A 16,309-nucleotide genomic window follows, 5' to 3' on the forward strand; every position below is an offset into this window, starting at 1 on the left:
CTTGCGCTGCGGCTTCGGCGTCTCCCTGGCGTCCTCCGCTTTACGCCGTGTTTTTGTGGCGGCACGGCGCAAGAGGGTGCCGGATGCTGAGGACACAACCATGTTCAGACTGACCTGTATTGAACCCGATAACGGCGAGTTTGCCGTCTATATCAATCACCATTACCTGGGGAGTGAAGATGCCAGCGGAGAGCGACTTTCTCTGGGGGAGGTTCTGGAGCAGCTCTCCCTGCTGCCGGGCGTGGAATTACAGACCCTGCTGGAACCCGTACCGGAGTGCGATGACTGGTGCTGGAACGACATCGCCGATCGCGTCCTGCCGCCGCGTCCTGCATGTCGTGATGATGTGACGGTAGCAGGGCTCATCGCCAGGCTGAAGCAGTACCCACCGGATGCACTGTGTATGGGGACGTTCTGGCTGGAAGATGATTTTCTGTCGCTCGATAGCAGTCTGTCGGAGGAGGAAATTGCAGAAGCCATGCGTATCGGCGACCACAGCCACGATGCAGGCATCGGTTTTAACTGGGACACGCTGCAGTTCGCTATCGACCACGTGAAGGGGCGCTGAAAAAAAGGACACCATCCGGGGAGGGGGTGTCCTGAAGCCATGCAATTCGTTACAGGTGAAAACCCTTAAGATGTTTTCGGCGCTGATAATCACATAATCACTTCGCACTTTCACCTGCCATATATCCGAATCAAAAAAAAGACGTCTCCGGTCGGGGACGTCCTGAAATCAAAGGCACACATGTCAGATAACGGCGCGAATCCATTATCAGCGTGCATTCTGCCATACACTCACGTACTCATCAGCTACCAGAACCGGTACCGAAGGATGTCGGTTCCCTCCGCCTTATTGCCGCCAGCCGGCGGCGTGTTCAACGCCGTGCCTTCACGCTAACCCGGCTGCTGTGGTCGCAAGGGTTCACGTTGTCTCCGTCCTCACCCGTTCGCACGTTTCACGGTGCATTCAGCCCGTGAAAGGCTTGCGCTGCGGCTTGCGGCGTCGCCCCTGCGCCCTCCGCTTTTCGCCGGGTTTTTGTGGCGGCACGGCGCAACAGGGTGCCGCATATCAGAGAGGAGTGTGTCTATGTCCCGTTTTATTCTGGGTGACTGCGTGCAGGTGATGTCCCGTTTTCCGGCACGTGCCGTCGATTTTATTCTTACCGATCCACCGTACCTGGTTGGCTATAAGGACCGTACCGGCCGCACCCTGGCCGGGGACAACTCTGCCGAATGGCTCCAGCCCGCCTGTCATGAAATGTACCGCGTGCTGAAAAATGACAGCCTGATGGTGAGTTTCTATGCCTGGAACCGCGCGGATCTGTTTCTGAATGCGTGGAAAACGGCCGGTTTCCGGGTGGTTGGCCATATCGTCTTTGCCAAGAGCTACGCCTCAAAATCGACGTTCGTGGGTTACACCCATGAGAGCGCCTACCTGCTGGCGAAGGGAAGGCCGCAAACCCCGGACCGTCCCATCCCGGACGTGATCCCCTGGAAATACACGGGCAACCGACATCACCCGACGGAGAAGCCGGTGCAGAGCCTGCGGCCGCTGATTGAATCGCTCACGCGTCCGGGGGCTATTGTCCTTGACCCGTTCGCCGGCAGCGGCTCCACCTGCGTGGCCGCCGCCGAAGCCAGCCGCCGCTATATCGGGATCGAGATGCTTGAGCAGTACCACGCCGCCGGCGTTCGACGTCTGGCACAGGTTGAACGGGCAAGAAGGATGCCGGCGGCCAATGACGGCGCGTTTTACCCCGACTGGCCGGAGGCGGCATGAACTACCCGGGCCTTGAACACCTGCGCGCGGACGTGGCCGCGCTCAGCAATGCCATGTGTGACGTGCGGATGCTGCTGAACCGCCTCGAATCGCAGCACCGGCACGACGCGGCAACGCTTACCGAACGTATGGCTGCGCAGACTCTGCGCCGGATCAACACCCTGCTTCTTGAAGCCTACCGCGAAGCCCTGGTGCTGGACGAAACCTTTCAGGACTGACTGACCCTGCCGGGCTGATGCCCGGCCTGTAACCCCTTACAAGAGAGAACAAACGATGTACGGAACCCGCGAAGAACTTTGTGTACAGCTTAAAAACATGTTCACGTTTGACGAACCCCTGGTCCTGCTGGTCTGGACGGAAGAGGGGATTAGCGTGGCCTGCCGTGAAGCCCAGCCAGAACCGGACGGGGCTGAAATCCGGAATCTGATGAAGGCGATCGGCGAAATGAAAATGACGCAATACCGCCAGGAGGGGGTAAATAATCTGACTGTCAGCGATCTCCTGGCCCGTCAGTGGGAAGTGGCAAACCGTCAGGTGAGTGTTCCGGCGGTACTCCTGTCCCGCGTCCTGCGTAACTATGAATGCGAGCTGGAAAACCGGATCGGTATGGCCTGGGAAGCCGGGCGGCAGGAGCCTGAATCCGTCAGGAATGAGCTGAAGGACGTTCACGCATTACAGGAGACGCTGGCCGCGTAAGGGAGAGAGCCGGGGTAACGCCCCGGCAACCGGTGGCCATCCACTGCGAAAAGGATGTCAGTGCCTTTCGCTTTTATCCGCCGCTGCCCTCCGGGCCACGTCGGGACAATGAAACTCCTCTGAAGCTCCGTGCGGTGACGGCATGCGCCGTGACTTCACTGTAGCCCGGCCGCATCGGCCACAAGGGTTCGCTTACGCCTCCGTCCTCACCCGTTCGCACCCTTCACGGTGCATTCAGCCCGTGAAGGCTTTGCGCTGCGGCTTGCGGCGTCGCCCCTGTGTCCTCCGCTTTTCGCCGGTTTGTCGTGTCGTCACGGCGATGCCGGAACCGAGAATATGTTAACCGTGGAGGATCTATGAACCAGACCGTGACCTGTGATGCTGTTCGTCTTGAGGGTGCGCAGCGCCTGACTTTCCTGCCTGATTTGTTTGGCGGCGATTTTATGACGTCCGAGGCATCCGTGTACGCCTACGCCCAGCGTTACTGCCCTGAGTATCAGGGGGGATTCTGGCAGTTTTACCGGCTGCCGGAAGGCGGCGGATATATGGCGCCTGACGTGGAGAGCCTGACCCTGTGCAATCCGGACAACTGGTTTGAGGAGACTGTCAGCGGGGAAGTGGCGGGGATCATCCTCACGGCGCTGGTACTGAATCACCGGAGCTGGCACCACAGCAACCATGACCATGAAGAACTGTGCCGCCACTTCTGCCGTCGCTATGAGCAGCTTATGGCATTTGCTGACACCCATCCGGAAAGCGCCACCATCTGGCGTGCCCTTGACTGACTGACCACGGGCGGTGATGCCGCCCGATAAAAGGAGAAAAACATGATTGGTACAGCAAGAGAAATTGCCCTTGAAATGTTCAGACATTCCGACCTCGATGGCGAGAAATACGTTTTCGCCTGCTGGAATCGAAATGACATTCGTTGCGTCTGCCTTGACTGGGATTTAACCGATGAGGAACTGGATGAAGTCCTGCGTCGGCTAAGTTCATGCCTTGAAAGTGGCGCGGATATCGGCCAGATACGGGCGATTGTCGAAACCATGCTCGATGAGCGACGCGAGAAGCGAACCGTGACTATTCCCGCGAAATCGCTGGCCTTAGTCATGCAGCTTGCAGGACGGGAGATGCAACGTATCGCAGTATGCGCGGAGGATGGCGGCGGATCAGCTGAAGAAACCCTGAAAGAAGAAAACGACGTCATGATGCGCCTGCGCGCGGCGCTCGATGCCTGACAGAGAAACCGGAGGCATTGCCTCCGGAAACAGAACAAAAGGAGAACACCTTGCAACTGTCACCGGAAACCCGCAGCATCCTGCGCCAGTATAAAACACTTATCAACGAGCGACGTCGCGAATCCGGACTCAGCCCCGTAACCACAGCTAAAGTGCTTGAAGAGATCTGCGAATCGGCTACCCGCCAGTGCGCCGTCTATCTTTGCGGCCACTTCATTCTCCAGGGCGGTCAGGGGGATGCACAGTAAATAATCCGGGCGGGGCATAGGCGCCGCCTGTTCGCGCGCGAAAACCCTGTCATCCCTTCGGGCTGACGGACGGTAAGGCCAGCGCCTGCGGCGCTGCCCCCTCCCGCCCGGATGTAAGCCCGGAGAGATGCAGATGAAAGGCATTGTGAGGGCAAATTGTCACGGATACGGTCCTGCGTGGCGTGGCGTGGCGTGGCGTGGCGTGGCGTGGCGTGGCGGCTCTGAAATCGTCATCTTCTCATTGGGGATGTACCTGGTGGTCTACGGTCTGCGCAACGCCGGGCTAACCGAATACCTTTCAGGAGTGCTGAACGTACTGGCGGATAAAGGACTCTGGGCTGCGACGCTGGGTACTGGCTTCCTGACGGCTTTCCTGTCTTCCATCATGAACAACATGCCTACCGTGCTGGTTGGCGCTCTTTCTATCGATGGAAGCACTGCAACTGGCGTTATTAAAGAGGCGATGATCTACGCCAACGTGATTGGCTGCGATCTGGGCCCGAAAATTACACCTATAGGTAGCCTGGCAACGCTGCTCTGGCTGCATGTCCTTTCACAGAAGAATATGACCATCACCTGGGGATACTATTTCCGCACCGGGATCGTCATGACTCTGCCTGTGCTGTTTGTAACGCTGGCAGCGCTGGCGTTACGTCTCTCTTTCACTTTGTAATGAGATACTGATATGAGCAACATCACCATTTATCACAACCCGGCCTGCGGCACGTCGCGTAATACGCTGGAGATGATCCGCAACAGTGGTAATGAACCGACCGTTATTCATTACCTTGAAAATCCACCTTCACGCGATGAGCTGGTCAAACTCATTGCAGATATGGGCATTTCAGTCCGGGCTTTGCTGCGCAAAAACGTCGAGCCTTATGAAGAACTGGGGCTTGCTGAAGATAAGTTTACTGACGGTGAGTTAATCGATTTTATGCTTCAGTATCCGATCCTGATTAACCGTCCGATTGTGGTGACACCGCTGGGAACGCGCCTTTGCCGCCCTTCCGAAGTGGTGCTGGATATTCTTCCGGATGCGCAAAAAGGCGCATTTGCTAAGGAAGACGGCGAGAAAGTCGTTGATGAAACAGGTAAGCGATTGAAATAAAGATAAAGGGGGCAGACGCCCCCTTATTCCTGCCTCAGAGCATAAGATCTGAATCTTCTGGCAGAGTACGATTCCCTTCACCAAGTTTCATTTGCAGCAAAACCGTGTCAAGCCAGCGGCCATGTTTGAAACCAATGTCTTTTAATGTGCCTATTTCAGTAAATCCTGTGCGGATATGAAGCGCAACAGAAGCGACGTTAGCGCTGTCACCTACGACAGCAATCATCTGACGATATCCCTGGGACTCGGCCCATTTTAATGCATGATTGAGCAGTGCTTTTCCGACGCCCTGGCGCTGATAAGTCGGATCAATATATATCGAATTTTCAACTGTAAACCGATAGGCATGGCGTTCGCGGTAACGGGAAATATAACAGTAGCCGATGACCGTATCGCCATGCAGAGCGACATACCAAGGAAATCCCCGAGACTGAATGCTCCTCAGTCGGTTAAGCATTTCCTGCGTATCCGGAGGTTCGGTTTCGAAGCTACCTGTACCATGCAGAACATGGTGAGCATAGATATTGCGTATCGCGGTAATGTGCTGTTCTTCAGCATTAATAATGTGCATCGTGTTACTCCAGTAATGATGCTTTACAAGCTACCGGAATTCGCGACAGAAGGTTAAATACTTAAACTTATAGCCTGTATAAGTAAAAGTTTGACTGCAGGAAATGGGGCCGCAGCCCCATCTTTTAGCCTGCCATTTTTGCCAGCAGAGCTGCACCCACTGGTTCTTCATTCTGCAGCGGTGTTAATGCAATACGCTCTGCAAACTGCTCTGTAACGTCATTTATCAGAGGCAGTTCGCGACTGGCTCGGGTTACGAGGAACGGTGAGGACGGTTTCGCAGCAGCCAGACTGCTATTGATTACCCATGCCCATGGTTCAATTTCAGCACGACGCAAATCCTGCTGCAGGTTTGCTGCTTCCAGTACAGGTGTCGTTTCGGCAAGCGTCACGATAATCACCTTCGTCTTCTCCGGGTCCTGCAATAGCATCATTGGTGTCAACAAATTGTCATGCGTTTGCCCCATCTGGCGCACCATTTCCCGGTGATAGGCTCCTGTTGCATCCAGTAGCAGAAGCGTGTGACCTGTTGGGGCTGTATCCATAATGACAAAATGGTCGTCTGCTTCTTTGATGATCCGAGAGAATGCCTGGAAGACGGCGATCTCTTCAGTGCATGGTGAGCGGAGGTCTTCCTCAAGCACCGCCAGCCCTTCTGCATCTAATCCTTTGCCCTGATTTTCCAGGACAAAGCGGCGATAACGTTCTGTCTCTACCTTCGGGTCGATACGGCTGACCTGAAGATTGGGCAGCGAGCCATCCAGTGTGTAAGACAGATGTGCTGCCGGATCGGATGTAGTCAGGTGGACCTTATGACCACGTTTCGCCAGCGATACCGCGACTGACGCTGCAATGGTCGTTTTACCTACACCGCCTTTACCCATCGTCATGACCAGCCCATTGCCAGTTTGGCTCAGTTCATCAACCAGTGAAGACAGTTTCGGTAAATCCAGAACATTCAACGTGGTATCAGGGAGAGCCGGTGCGGCTTTGCTCTGGGTAAATAGCTCCCGCAGGGCTTCCAGGCCGACCAGGTTAAATGGCTTCAGATACAGCTGCGAGCGGGGAAGATTAGCCAGATTATCAGGCATTGCCTGTAATGCTTTTTCTTCCCGAACCAGAATACTTTGCGCCAGTGGGTCATCCTCACCAGCAAACGGCGGCAGCACACCATTGATGGCAAGGTGTTGATGCTGCAAACCAATAGCAGAAAGCTCATCGTGCGTATGAGAAACCTCTTTCAGCGTTGAAGCCTGAGCTCGGGCAACCAGCACTAAGCGTGTGAGAGCTGCGTCGGACAGCGCTTTAACCGCATCGGAGTACTGGTGCTGTTGTTTCTCAAGCCCTACCAGAGGTCCAAGGTTTGCAGCGGCATCAGGGTTCGCTTCGAGATAACCGCTCCAGGCTCCCGGCAATTCAAGCATGCGGATGGTGTGACCGGTTGGCGCGGTATCAAATACGATATGGTCATATTTTTCCCGCAGCTCATGATTGGTCAGCAGACCAGTAAACTCATCAAACGCAGCGATTTCTGTGGTGCATGAGCCGGAGAGCTGCTCTTCAATACTGCTGACCACATCGGCTGGCATCAGCCCGCGAACCGGGTCGAGCACGCGGTCACGATAAGCCTGTGCTGCAGCCATCGGATCAACTTCCATAGCGGCAAGATTTTCTACGGTACTGATATCTGTGATTCGGTGGCCGATAGTCTGGCTAAATACCTGGCCGACATTGGAAGCCGGATCGGTACTCACCAGAAGCGTTCTCTTACCCTGATCGGCCAGCCATACCGCAGTAGCACATGCCAGGGATGTTTTACCCACACCACCTTTGCCAGTGAAGAAGATGAACGGGGGAATGTCTTTTAAAAATGGAATATTCATCAGTAATAGCTCCTCTGGAATTAAGGCATGCGTGGAATGCTGCAGCAGCGTGGTTGCGTGCTGCCTTCACTCCAGTCCTGAGTAAGCGGAATACCTGCCCAACGGGCGATATCTTCACGAGTTGGCAGTTTGCCTGCCATCACTAGCTTGCCGTCGAGCAAGGTGACAGGAAGGGACTCCATCCCTGATGTGTTCAGAAACTCTTTAATGACAGGCGTATTCAGGAACTGTTGCGGGTTCTTTGCAAGGCTGTAGCGCTGAATATCAACGCCATTTTTTTTCGCCCATTCGGCGCTGGCGTTCCATTTGATGGCTTCGTCGCTGACCACAACGCTACTGGTTGCGCAGCAGCCTGCTGCTTCAAAGATCTCAATATTTGACATGGACTGTTTACCTCAGTGTTTAGTCGATTGGCTTTACACTGAGGTAAACGAAGATGGTGGGAAAAAGATGCGCGATTAATTCATTTTTTTGTGGCAGCAGACGGAAGAAGTGTCATCCGCCTCAATTTGGCAAAGTTCTGTCATCGCTTCTTTCAGGTGCTTTCTGGCCCGAAGTAGTCGAGATTTAAACGCCGTAAGCGTGATTCCCAGTTCATCGGCCAGAGACTGCTGGGGACGCCGGTTAAGGTCGGATTCTTCAATCAACCACCGCTCATCCTCAGGTAATGCCTGTAATGTTTCAGGCAGGCAAATACCCAGCGTTGAGATTGCCTCAGGGGATGCGTCAGTTAATGGGGCATCTTCTTCCAGCTCAACGAAATCCCTGGCGGTGCGGTACTCATCAATCAGCAGGTTCCTCGCAGCCCGGTACAGCCAGGCTCGTGGATTCTCCATCTCACAAAAACTGTCTGAATGAGCGCGGGCACGCAGGAATAGCTCTTGCAGAAGATCTGCTGCTTTTTCGCTATCGCCTGTCTTCGATGTCAGAAATCGAGCGAGTTCGGCTTCATGTTGCCGCCAGAACACGCTCATGCAGTTGTTGAATGCCGTTACATCACTCATACCAGCCCTCAAATTTTGCTCTGATTAACTCGCCGGGAAAGTTCTTCTGCCGACTCTTTTCGTTCGCTGTAGCGATTAACGAGATAGGCTGAGTTACCTCGGGTCAGCAGAGTAAATTTCACCAGTTCTTCCATTACATCTACGATGCGGTCGTAATAAGACGACGGTTTCATTCGTTAATCTTCATCAAACTCCTGCCAGGCTTTTGCCACAGAGGACTGATTCGGGATGGTGATCATCCGCATCCATCGGCCAAGAATACGCATCTGGTTTACGGCATTGAAAGACTGAGAGCCACCGCAGTGTTACCAACGGTGCAAAACTGATCCACCCCAGCGGTTGAAAATTGATCCAGGGGTTAATCTGCTCCTCTGAATACAGGGGAGCTTATGATCACTTTTGAGATTCGTATGGAAATTAAAGTCCTGCACAAGCGGGGAATGAGTATCCGGGCCATTGCCAGGGAGCTGGGTATTTCGCGCAATACTGTCCGCAGCCACCTGAAAGCCAAATCTGAAAAGCCGCAGTATTCACCACGCCCGGCACCATCATCACTGCTCGATGAATACCGTGATTACATCTCTAAGCGGATCAGCGATGCGCATCCCTACAAAATCCCGGCGACCGTTATTGCCAGGGAAATCATGGAGCTGGGCTATCGTGGAGGGCTTACTATCCTGAGAGAGTTCATCCGTAAACAGACCCTGCCAGCACAGGCAGAACCGGTCGTTCGCTTCGAAACCGAGCCCGGACGGCAGATGCAGGTTGACTGGGGGACCATGCGAAACGGCAAGTCACCCCTGCATGTGTTCGTCGCTGTTCTGGGATACAGCAGAATGCTTTACATCGAGTTCACCGACAACATGCGCTACGACACGCTGGAAGCCTGTCACCGCAATGCGTTCAGCTTCTTCGGCGGTGTACCGCAGGAAGTCCTGTACGACAATATGAAAACGGTGGTGCTGCAGCGTGATGCTTACCAGACCGGGCAGCACCGGTTCCATCCTTCCCTGTGGCAGTTCGGCAAAGAGATGGGCTTCTCTCCCCGCCTGTGCCGTCCCTTCAGGGCGCAGACTAAAGGCAAGGTGGAGAGGATGGTGCAGTACGCCCGCAACAGCTTCTATATCCCGTTAATGACACGCCTGCGTCCGATGGGGATCACCGTCGATGTTGAAACCGCAAACCGTTACGGCCTGCGCTGGCTGTACGATGTGGCCAATCAACGTAAGCATGAAACTATCCAGACCCGCCCCTGCGATCGCTGGGTGGAGGAACAGCAATCCATGCTGGCACTGCCACCGGAGAAAAAACAGTATGATGTGCAGGTTGATGAAAGCCTGATGACCTTCGACAGGCAGCCGTTGCATCATCCGCTCTCCATCTATGACACGTTCTGCAGAGGAGCCGCATGATGGTCGAACTGCAACATCAACGGCTGATGGTGCTTGCCGAACAGCTCCAGCTGGACAGTCTTATCGGCGCAGCGCCGGCGCTGTCGCAACAGGCGGTGGATCAGGAATGGAGCTACATGGACTTCCTGGAGCACCTGTTACATGAGGAGAAACTGGCCCGGCATCAGCGTAAACAGGCGATGTACACGCGGATGGCAGCCTTCCCGGCGGTAAAGACGTTCGAGGAGTACGACTTCACCTTCGCCACCGGCGCTCCTCAGAAGCAAATCCAGTCGCTGCGATCCCTGAGCTTCATAGAGCGTAACGAAAACATCGTGTTGCTGGGGCCATCGGGCGTGGGAAAAACGCATCTGGCGATAGCCATGGGCTACGAAGCAGTACGGGCGGGCATCAAGGTTCGCTTCACAACAGCAGCGGACCTGCTGCTACAGCTGTCCACTTCACAGCGTCAGGGCCGTTACAAAACGACTCTCAATCGTGGTGTCATGGCCCCGAAGCTGCTTATCATCGATGAAATAGGTTATCTGCCGTTCAGTCAGGAGGAAGCCAAGCTGTTCTTCCAGGTCATCGCCAAACGTTACGAGAAGAGCGCGATGATCCTGACCTCCAACCTGCCGTTCGGGCAGTGGGATCAGACGTTCGCCGGTGATGCAGCGCTGACATCGGCGATGCTGGACCGGATCTTACATCACTCACATGTCGTGCAAATAAAAGGGGAAAGCTATCGACTGAAGCAGAAACGAAAGGCCGGGGTTATCGCTGAAGCTAATCCTGAGTAAACAAGGTGGATCAATATTAAACCGTTGGTGGTGGCGGTAAGTGGATCACTTTTTACCCGTTGTTGACACCGCAGACCTGCATAACGGCCAGCGTCTTACCCTGAGAAGGGCGAACAGCGCCTTCCGAAAGTGGTATCCAGTCAATCTGGGCCTTCATGATGCCGGTCATCGCACCATGGCGTTCAGGTGAACACCAAACCATCCCTTCGGACCAACGAACCAGCTCGCGCAGTTCCATAACTTTAGGATGCGTTTCAGGTGCATCGTCAGGAAGAGGCAAGCCAGATGGATTGAAGATCCGCACCTCTGCGCCCATGGCAGTCAGCAACCTTGCTGCTTCCTCTGTTGCCAGTCGACTGTATGAGCGTTCACGTACAGAGCCATACAGCATCAGGATACGGGGAGGGTGGGGAATTGCAGGTACGTGGAATTTTGCCTCTGTGATGGAGGTATCGAACAGGCCTGCATCAACATTCTTAAGTTCAGTGGGCATATTATTCTCCGACGTCGTTATTGGTATTGTGCAGTCCATCTGCGCCTGTGCAACATTCTTCCGTCAGAAAGGCAATCAGCGCACTAAGTTTTTCATAGCAGGCATGGCAATACAGAGTTCTTCCCTGACGTTCCTGACGAACCAGCGATACTGATATCAGGGATGAAATATGATGACTCAGTGTCGATGCTGGGATCTCAAGTTGCTTCTGTAGATCGCCCACGGGCAGGCCCTGAGGCCCTGCTTTGACCAATTTTTTGTAAATCCCTAGCCTTGTAGCATGCCCAAGTTCTTTCAGCACCGTCGACGCACTGATAAGTTCCATACTCGTTCTCACAATCAATGATTCTATATTTCTAGAATAATGGAAATGTTTTTTTCTTTCAACCTTCAATCTGTCTGGTTGGGGAGTTGTTGAGAGCGGCTAAGTAATCGTTGCGAGCCATCATGTTTGTAGGACTAATGTGTTGGATGGATTAAGCTCTTTCCTTTGTCTAACGCTGCTTTTAGCGCAAAGTGAACTTCAGAACTTCGCATACCAAAGAAGATAAATAATTGTATAACGTTTGCTATACATGAATATTATGCTATCTTTGTAAAGCAAATGCTATACAGAGGTGTCTCATGAAATCAGATGTTCAACTTAATCTTAGAGCAAAGGAATCACAGCGGGCGCTCATTGATGCTGCTGCGGAAATTCTTCACAAATCACGAACAGACTTCATCCTGGAAATGGCCTGTCAGGCCGCTGAGAACGTGATCCTCGATCGCCGGGTCTTTAATTTTAACGATGAACAATATGCCGAATTCATCGACATGCTTGATGCCCCTGTTGCAGATGATCCTGCCATAGATAAACTGCTGGCAAGGAAACCTCAGTGGGACGTGTAACAGTACCAGAACCTTTATCCAGCTTTCATCAGGTGGCGGAATTCGTTTGCGGTGAAACTGTTCTGGATGACTGGTTAAAGCAGAAAGGCCTCAAAAACCAGGCTCTCGGATCGGCCAGAACGTTTGTAGTGTGTAAAAAAGACACGAAACAAGTAGCCGGTTTTTACTCTCTGGCCACCGGGAGCGTCAACCATACAGAAGCGACAGGCAATCTTCGGCGTAACATGCCCGATCCCATCCCTGTTATTATACTTGCCCGTCTTGCTGTCGATCTCTCTTTCCGCGGAAAAGGGCTTGGCGCTGATTTACTTCATGATGCAGTGCTTCGTTGCTATCGGGTTGCCGAGAATATTGGTGTACGTGCAATCATGGTTCATGCACTCACCGAAGAAGCTAAAAATTTCTACATTCACCATGGTTTCAAACCATCACAAACTCAGCAACGGACATTATTTCTTAAACTCCCTCAATAGAACGCGAAGACTATTACGCTCAAAGCGCCGGGAGCGAGAATCGGATGGTCCGTCTAATGTTAATTCAGTAGAAACGCTTCACGAAAGAAGATGACGAACAGTTATTGATGAGACTGTAAGGCGAAAGGAAAGAAACGGCGGGATGGATAATTCGAGTACGGAATACTCTATTTAGCGTTAGCTGGAAACAAAAAAGAGCCCATGTATTCAATGGACTCTTTCTCTGATGCCTCGGTTAATCTGTCCAACTTTTTGGGGTCAGTACACCCACGAGGCCACCTGTATGCCTAGACAACATCAGGATAGCCTCTTAGATGCCGCAAGGCAAGGAGATGTATGGGTCTGTTAACACCAAGCTGTAATGTCCCCTTTGAACCATTCTAAAATGTCCCCAGACAATTCTCTGGGGGATTTTTCATGATCAAAGAGACTGTTACGATGAGTCATAAGGAACTCCACCGACTTCAGATTATTCAGGAGTCAATTAATCGACATATTACTCAGGAACAAGCTGCGGCACGCATTGGCATTTCTATTCGGCAGGTTAAACGTCTGGTGCAACGGTATAGAAATGAAGGGCCTTCTGGTCTGGTTTCCCACCGACGTGGAAAGCGTCCTAATAATTCCTTTTCTACTGAATTCAGAGCAACAGTAATTTCACTCCTCAAAGGCCGTTACGCTGATTTTGGACCTACGTTTGCGTGCGAAAAATTGCGCGAGATACACGGTTTATCTTTATCCGTTGAAACTCTCAGAAAGTGGATGATAGAAGAGGGGTTATGGCGTGAACGCCGTCGTAAAATTGCCCGTATATATCAACGCCGCATGCGACGACCATCTTACGGTGAACTGATCCAGATTGATGGCTCACCTCATGACTGGTTTGAAAATCGAGGCCCCAGATGTACACTGATCGTTTTCATTGATGATGCCACCAGTGCGTTGATGGCGTTGCGTTTTGTGCCTGCTGAAACAACCCGGGCTTACATGGAAACCCTCCGGGGTTACCTTAATGATCATGGCGTACCGCTCGCTCTCTACTCTGATAGACACAGTATATTCAGGGTAAATAACCCAGAGCGGGAAGGTGAGCTGACCCAGTTCACTCGTGCGATAAAGACACTGGGCATCGAGCCAATCCATGCCAACAGCCCGCAGGCAAAAGGGCGGGTAGAGCGCGCCAATCAGACACTACAGGACAGGCTGGTCAAAGAAATGCGGCTTCAGAATATCAGTGATATTGAAACAGCAAATGCATGGTTGCCGACCTTTATTGAAGCCTATAACAACCGGTTCGCTACGTCGCCTCGTACTACTGATAATGCTCATCTTGATGTGCACCATTCTGAAGAGGAACTGGGTTATATCTTCAGCCTACAGGCGAAGCGCGTTCTGTCTAAAAATCTCACTTTCCAGTACAAAAGCAGTGCGTTTCAGGTACGCAGTGAGGGCCGGGGATATCGACTTAGGCATTCGGTTGTTACTGTATGCGAGAACTTTGACGGTGAAATTAACGTTCTGTATGACGGGAAAGCGCTGGGCTGGGAAAAGTATGTTGATGGCCCGGAGCCTATACCACTGGATGATGAAAAGAGTGTCCTTGAACGAGTGGATAATGCCCGTATTGATTTACGCTCAAAATACTATGTTAAACCTAAAGCTGACCATCCCTGGCTTACGCGCCGAACGCAAAGTCATCAGCAAGTTAAGCCCCCGAAGTTACCTAAAAAGAAGCCTGATCCCGATAAAAAAGATTGAAACCAAGATCGATTCGGTTGAGTGCATATCCATTCATAGGGTAGATTCTTAAGTCGCGTTTCTGGTGTTCATTTTCGGGTGGTTTGTTACTTGTTTTACCGGGGATATGCCAGAAACGCGCTGAGTCAGTCTGGGCGGTGCGCGTAATGCGGCGTTATGGTAAATAGCCTATGCTAATGTCCGCTAAGAGCGAGAAGCGGACGTTTGGTTGACGAACTATATATATAAAAAAACATAGCCCGTCAGAATTGTGTTTTAGGGTTTGCTGATAACTGCAACATATAAAATTGAACCATCATTTTCATGGCTTACCGGTCCACTGACCCGTACCAGGTCCTGAGCATCGAAGTGCTGCCCGTTCCAGACTTTCTGCGGGATGCGGACTTTGATGGTACCGGTTGGGTCGCGGAACGTATACCACTCGTCCTGCTGCTGGCTGACAACATTGCCTTCCAGTGTGATCCACGCCCCTTCGTGCATTGACGATACGATCTGAATCCGGCTTTGACTATTCTCCTGCTGAACTTTATGACCGGCATACATGTGCTCAGTGACGACAGGCTCTTTCTCTGCGGAGAAGCCACCTTGCGCTGCCAGAGCAGGAATGGCGATGAACGAAGTGAGTAACACTCCGGTGACGAACTGACTGAAATATTGTTTTTGCATAGCAGATTCCATTTATAATTTTACATCCCCCATGGGGGATATTGTCGATGATAAATGAGCGGCTATAAAAGCTCAATTCCTATCCCCGGCAGGGGGATAAAAATATGATGGGCTTCAGAAATATAAAACCCACCGGTTGGTGGGTTCAGGCGTGAGATTCATACAGGAGAAAATCAGCTCGTTACGCCGATCCAGCCGTGATAGCCCATGTAAATGCCGACAAGTGCAATCAGTACGCTTGAGAAGTATGGAGCCCGCCGCGCCAGCGTATCCAGGCCACTCCAGCGTTTGGTTGCCTGACGAACGCTGAAAGCCGCCGCTGCGCCCACTGAAACCAGCGTGATCGCTAAACCGATGCTGAAACACAGTACCAGCGCGGCACCGAGCGTAAATTCCTTCACCTGGATGCAGAGCAGCAAAACGGTAATGGCTGCCGGGCAAGGAATAAGGCCGCCGGTCAGGCCGAACAGGATTATTTGTCCGGTGGTTACGCTGCGATTCGCAAAACGTTTTTTGATGTCGTTCGCATGCGCTTTTTCGTGAGCATCCTGATATTCGCGAGAATTAACATCCAGACCTTCCAGCGAGGAATGATCGTGGTCGTGTTCATGTTCACGGAATTCCACATCATAATCATGCACATGGCCGCGATGGCCTAAAGACAGGCGAACATCAAAGCTGTGTGGCTCCGGGATCGCCAGGGCCGATTCCATAAACCCGTCTTTTTCGACGAAATCAAATACCTGTGAAAATGTCCCTGGACCACGGTTGGTCACCAGAGAAATGTCGCGAGCTTCCCATTTCTTGCCGCTGAGCGAGCGTAAACGCCAGTGAGGGGGTTGTCCTTCTTCGAAAATCGAGAGTTCAACGCTGCCATGGCCCGTATCGATGATGCGGGTTTCGTCATGATCGTGATGACCGTGGCTGTGTTCCTCTTCCTGCTCCATCTTCCACAGCTTTTCGCCGCGCCAGGTTCGCCAGAACATCCATGCCGCCGTACCGAGAATGATGACGGCGGAAATCAGCTGAAACCAGGGTTCGGCTGATTCAGCAGTGAATTTCTGACTGATATACATTCCGCCGAACGCAATGAGCCAGACAACAGACGTATGAGAAATTGTCGCGGCAAGCCCCAGTAATACCGCTTGCTTGACCGTTCCCCGGATGGCCACAATAAAGGCGGCCATCATCGTTTTGGAATGCCCTGGCTCCAGTCCGTGAAGCGCACCGAGCAAAATAGCGCTGGGGATGAACAGCCAGGCATTGGCCACGCCTTGCTGTAAAAGAGTGGAAAAATCAGTCAT

At 52.6% G+C, this 16,309-nt stretch carries 20 protein-coding genes and 3 pseudogenes; 14 read left to right on the top strand and 9 right to left on the bottom strand.

Annotated features, from left to right (window positions below):
- Window positions 1–100: 100 nt before the first annotated feature.
- From ACQG19_RS25410 to arsC, 9 genes and pseudogenes are all read left to right on the top strand, one after another.
- Window positions 101–568 carry a hypothetical protein gene (locus ACQG19_RS25410; protein ID WP_013087142.1) on the top strand — a complete coding sequence of 156 codons (468 nt, stop codon included), beginning with the start codon at window positions 101–103 and terminating at the stop codon, window positions 566–568.
- Window positions 569–1,090: 522 nt separating this feature from the next.
- Complete coding sequence (locus ACQG19_RS25415; protein ID WP_013087143.1) at window positions 1,091–1,783, top strand: DNA methylase; 693 nt, start codon at window positions 1,091–1,093, stop codon at window positions 1,781–1,783.
- Window positions 1,780–2,001, top strand: coding sequence for a hypothetical protein (locus ACQG19_RS25420; protein ID WP_013087144.1), 222 nt, complete (start codon window positions 1,780–1,782; stop codon window positions 1,999–2,001). The genes ACQG19_RS25415 and ACQG19_RS25420 overlap by 4 nt, the downstream gene beginning before the upstream one ends.
- A 55-nt stretch (window positions 2,002–2,056) precedes the next feature.
- Entirely contained in the window at window positions 2,057–2,479 is a 423-nt protein-coding gene (locus tag ACQG19_RS25425; RefSeq protein ID WP_013087145.1) for a DUF1380 family protein, read from the top strand.
- Window positions 2,480–2,835: 356 nt separating this feature from the next.
- Complete coding sequence (locus ACQG19_RS25430) at window positions 2,836–3,264, top strand: antirestriction protein (protein WP_013087148.1); 429 nt, start codon at window positions 2,836–2,838, stop codon at window positions 3,262–3,264.
- A 42-nt stretch (window positions 3,265–3,306) separates the two neighbouring features.
- Window positions 3,307–3,717 (top strand): DUF1380 family protein, encoded by a 411-nt coding sequence (locus ACQG19_RS25435; RefSeq protein WP_013087149.1) that lies wholly within the window; start codon window positions 3,307–3,309, stop codon window positions 3,715–3,717.
- 50 nt (window positions 3,718–3,767) lie between these two features.
- Window positions 3,768–3,965, top strand: a complete 198-nt coding sequence (locus ACQG19_RS25440; RefSeq protein ID WP_071888820.1) for a hypothetical protein — start codon at window positions 3,768–3,770, stop codon at window positions 3,963–3,965.
- Between the two features lie 223 nt (window positions 3,966–4,188).
- A pseudogene (arsB, locus tag ACQG19_RS25445) lies at window positions 4,189–4,638 on the top strand (arsenite efflux transporter membrane subunit ArsB); the annotation flags it as partial.
- 12 nt (window positions 4,639–4,650) lie between these two features.
- Window positions 4,651–5,076 carry a glutaredoxin-dependent arsenate reductase gene (gene arsC / locus ACQG19_RS25450; RefSeq protein ID WP_013087165.1) on the top strand — a complete coding sequence of 142 codons (426 nt, stop codon included), beginning with the start codon at window positions 4,651–4,653 and terminating at the stop codon, window positions 5,074–5,076.
- Between the two features lie 34 nt (window positions 5,077–5,110).
- Here the strand turns inward: arsC and ACQG19_RS25455 are convergent, their stop codons facing one another.
- The 5 genes and pseudogenes from ACQG19_RS25455 to ACQG19_RS25475 all read right to left on the bottom strand — a co-directional run.
- Window positions 5,111–5,647: a GNAT family N-acetyltransferase gene (locus ACQG19_RS25455; protein ID WP_013087166.1), complete on the bottom strand. Its 537-nt coding sequence runs from the start codon at window positions 5,645–5,647 to the stop codon at window positions 5,111–5,113.
- 124 nt (window positions 5,648–5,771) lie between these two features.
- Entirely contained in the window at window positions 5,772–7,529 is a 1,758-nt protein-coding gene (arsA, locus tag ACQG19_RS25460) for an arsenical pump-driving ATPase (protein ID WP_013087167.1), read from the bottom strand.
- 20 nt (window positions 7,530–7,549) lie between these two features.
- Window positions 7,550–7,912 (bottom strand): arsenic metallochaperone ArsD family protein, encoded by a 363-nt coding sequence (locus ACQG19_RS25465; protein WP_013087168.1) that lies wholly within the window; start codon window positions 7,910–7,912, stop codon window positions 7,550–7,552.
- Between the two features lie 75 nt (window positions 7,913–7,987).
- A complete protein-coding gene (locus ACQG19_RS25470) occupies window positions 7,988–8,533 on the bottom strand; it encodes a sigma-70 family RNA polymerase sigma factor (RefSeq protein ID WP_013087169.1) in 546 nt (181 codons plus the stop codon).
- Window positions 8,534–8,541: 8 nt separating this feature from the next.
- Window positions 8,542–8,835: pseudogene (locus ACQG19_RS25475) on the bottom strand (arsenical resistance protein ArsH); the annotation flags it as partial.
- An 87-nt stretch (window positions 8,836–8,922) separates the two neighbouring features.
- Between ACQG19_RS25475 and istA the strand changes: the two are divergent.
- Entirely contained in the window at window positions 8,923–9,945 is a 1,023-nt protein-coding gene (gene istA, locus ACQG19_RS25480) for an IS21-like element ISSen3 family transposase (RefSeq protein WP_000627495.1), read from the top strand.
- Entirely contained in the window at window positions 9,942–10,724 is a 783-nt protein-coding gene (gene istB, locus ACQG19_RS25485) for an IS21-like element ISSen3 family helper ATPase IstB (protein ID WP_001531258.1), read from the top strand. Before istA ends, istB begins: the two co-directional genes overlap by 4 nt.
- Before the next feature lie 67 nt (window positions 10,725–10,791).
- On the opposite strand, the pseudogene ACQG19_RS25490 reads toward istB, so the two are convergent.
- Together ACQG19_RS25490 and ACQG19_RS25495 are read right to left on the bottom strand one after the other, a co-directional pair.
- Window positions 10,792–11,217: pseudogene (locus tag ACQG19_RS25490) on the bottom strand (NAD(P)H-dependent oxidoreductase); the annotation flags it as partial.
- Between the two features lies 1 nt (window position 11,218).
- Window positions 11,219–11,542, bottom strand: a complete 324-nt coding sequence (locus ACQG19_RS25495; protein WP_013087171.1) for an ArsR/SmtB family transcription factor — start codon at window positions 11,540–11,542, stop codon at window positions 11,219–11,221.
- A gap of 299 nt (window positions 11,543–11,841) precedes the next feature.
- Here ACQG19_RS25495 and ACQG19_RS25500 point away from each other — a divergent pair, with 299 nt between their 5' ends.
- From ACQG19_RS25500 to ACQG19_RS25510, 3 genes are all read left to right on the top strand, one after another.
- The gene (locus ACQG19_RS25500) at window positions 11,842–12,108 is read left to right on the top strand and encodes a DUF1778 domain-containing protein (protein WP_012540086.1); all 267 of its coding nucleotides are present in this window, start codon (window positions 11,842–11,844) and stop codon (window positions 12,106–12,108) included.
- The gene (locus tag ACQG19_RS25505; RefSeq protein WP_013087172.1) at window positions 12,096–12,581 is read left to right on the top strand and encodes a GNAT family N-acetyltransferase; all 486 of its coding nucleotides are present in this window, start codon (window positions 12,096–12,098) and stop codon (window positions 12,579–12,581) included. The genes ACQG19_RS25500 and ACQG19_RS25505 overlap by 13 nt, the downstream gene beginning before the upstream one ends.
- A 417-nt stretch (window positions 12,582–12,998) precedes the next feature.
- Window positions 12,999–14,339, top strand: coding sequence for an IS1202-like element ISEsa1 family transposase (locus ACQG19_RS25510; RefSeq protein ID WP_246932984.1), 1,341 nt, complete (start codon window positions 12,999–13,001; stop codon window positions 14,337–14,339).
- A 255-nt stretch (window positions 14,340–14,594) separates the two neighbouring features.
- Here the strand turns inward: ACQG19_RS25510 and ACQG19_RS25515 are convergent, their stop codons facing one another.
- Window positions 14,595–15,017 carry a nickel resistance OB fold protein NcrY gene (locus tag ACQG19_RS25515; RefSeq protein ID WP_032072095.1) on the bottom strand — a complete coding sequence of 141 codons (423 nt, stop codon included), beginning with the start codon at window positions 15,015–15,017 and terminating at the stop codon, window positions 14,595–14,597.
- 161 nt (window positions 15,018–15,178) lie between these two features.
- Entirely contained in the window at window positions 15,179–16,309 is a 1,131-nt protein-coding gene (locus ACQG19_RS25520; RefSeq protein ID WP_004196366.1) for a Ni(II)/Co(II) efflux transporter permease subunit NcrC, read from the bottom strand.

The organism is Enterobacter cloacae complex sp. 277I4 (genome assembly GCF_050031465.1).
Lineage (GTDB): Bacteria > Pseudomonadota > Gammaproteobacteria > Enterobacterales > Enterobacteriaceae > Enterobacter > Enterobacter cloacae.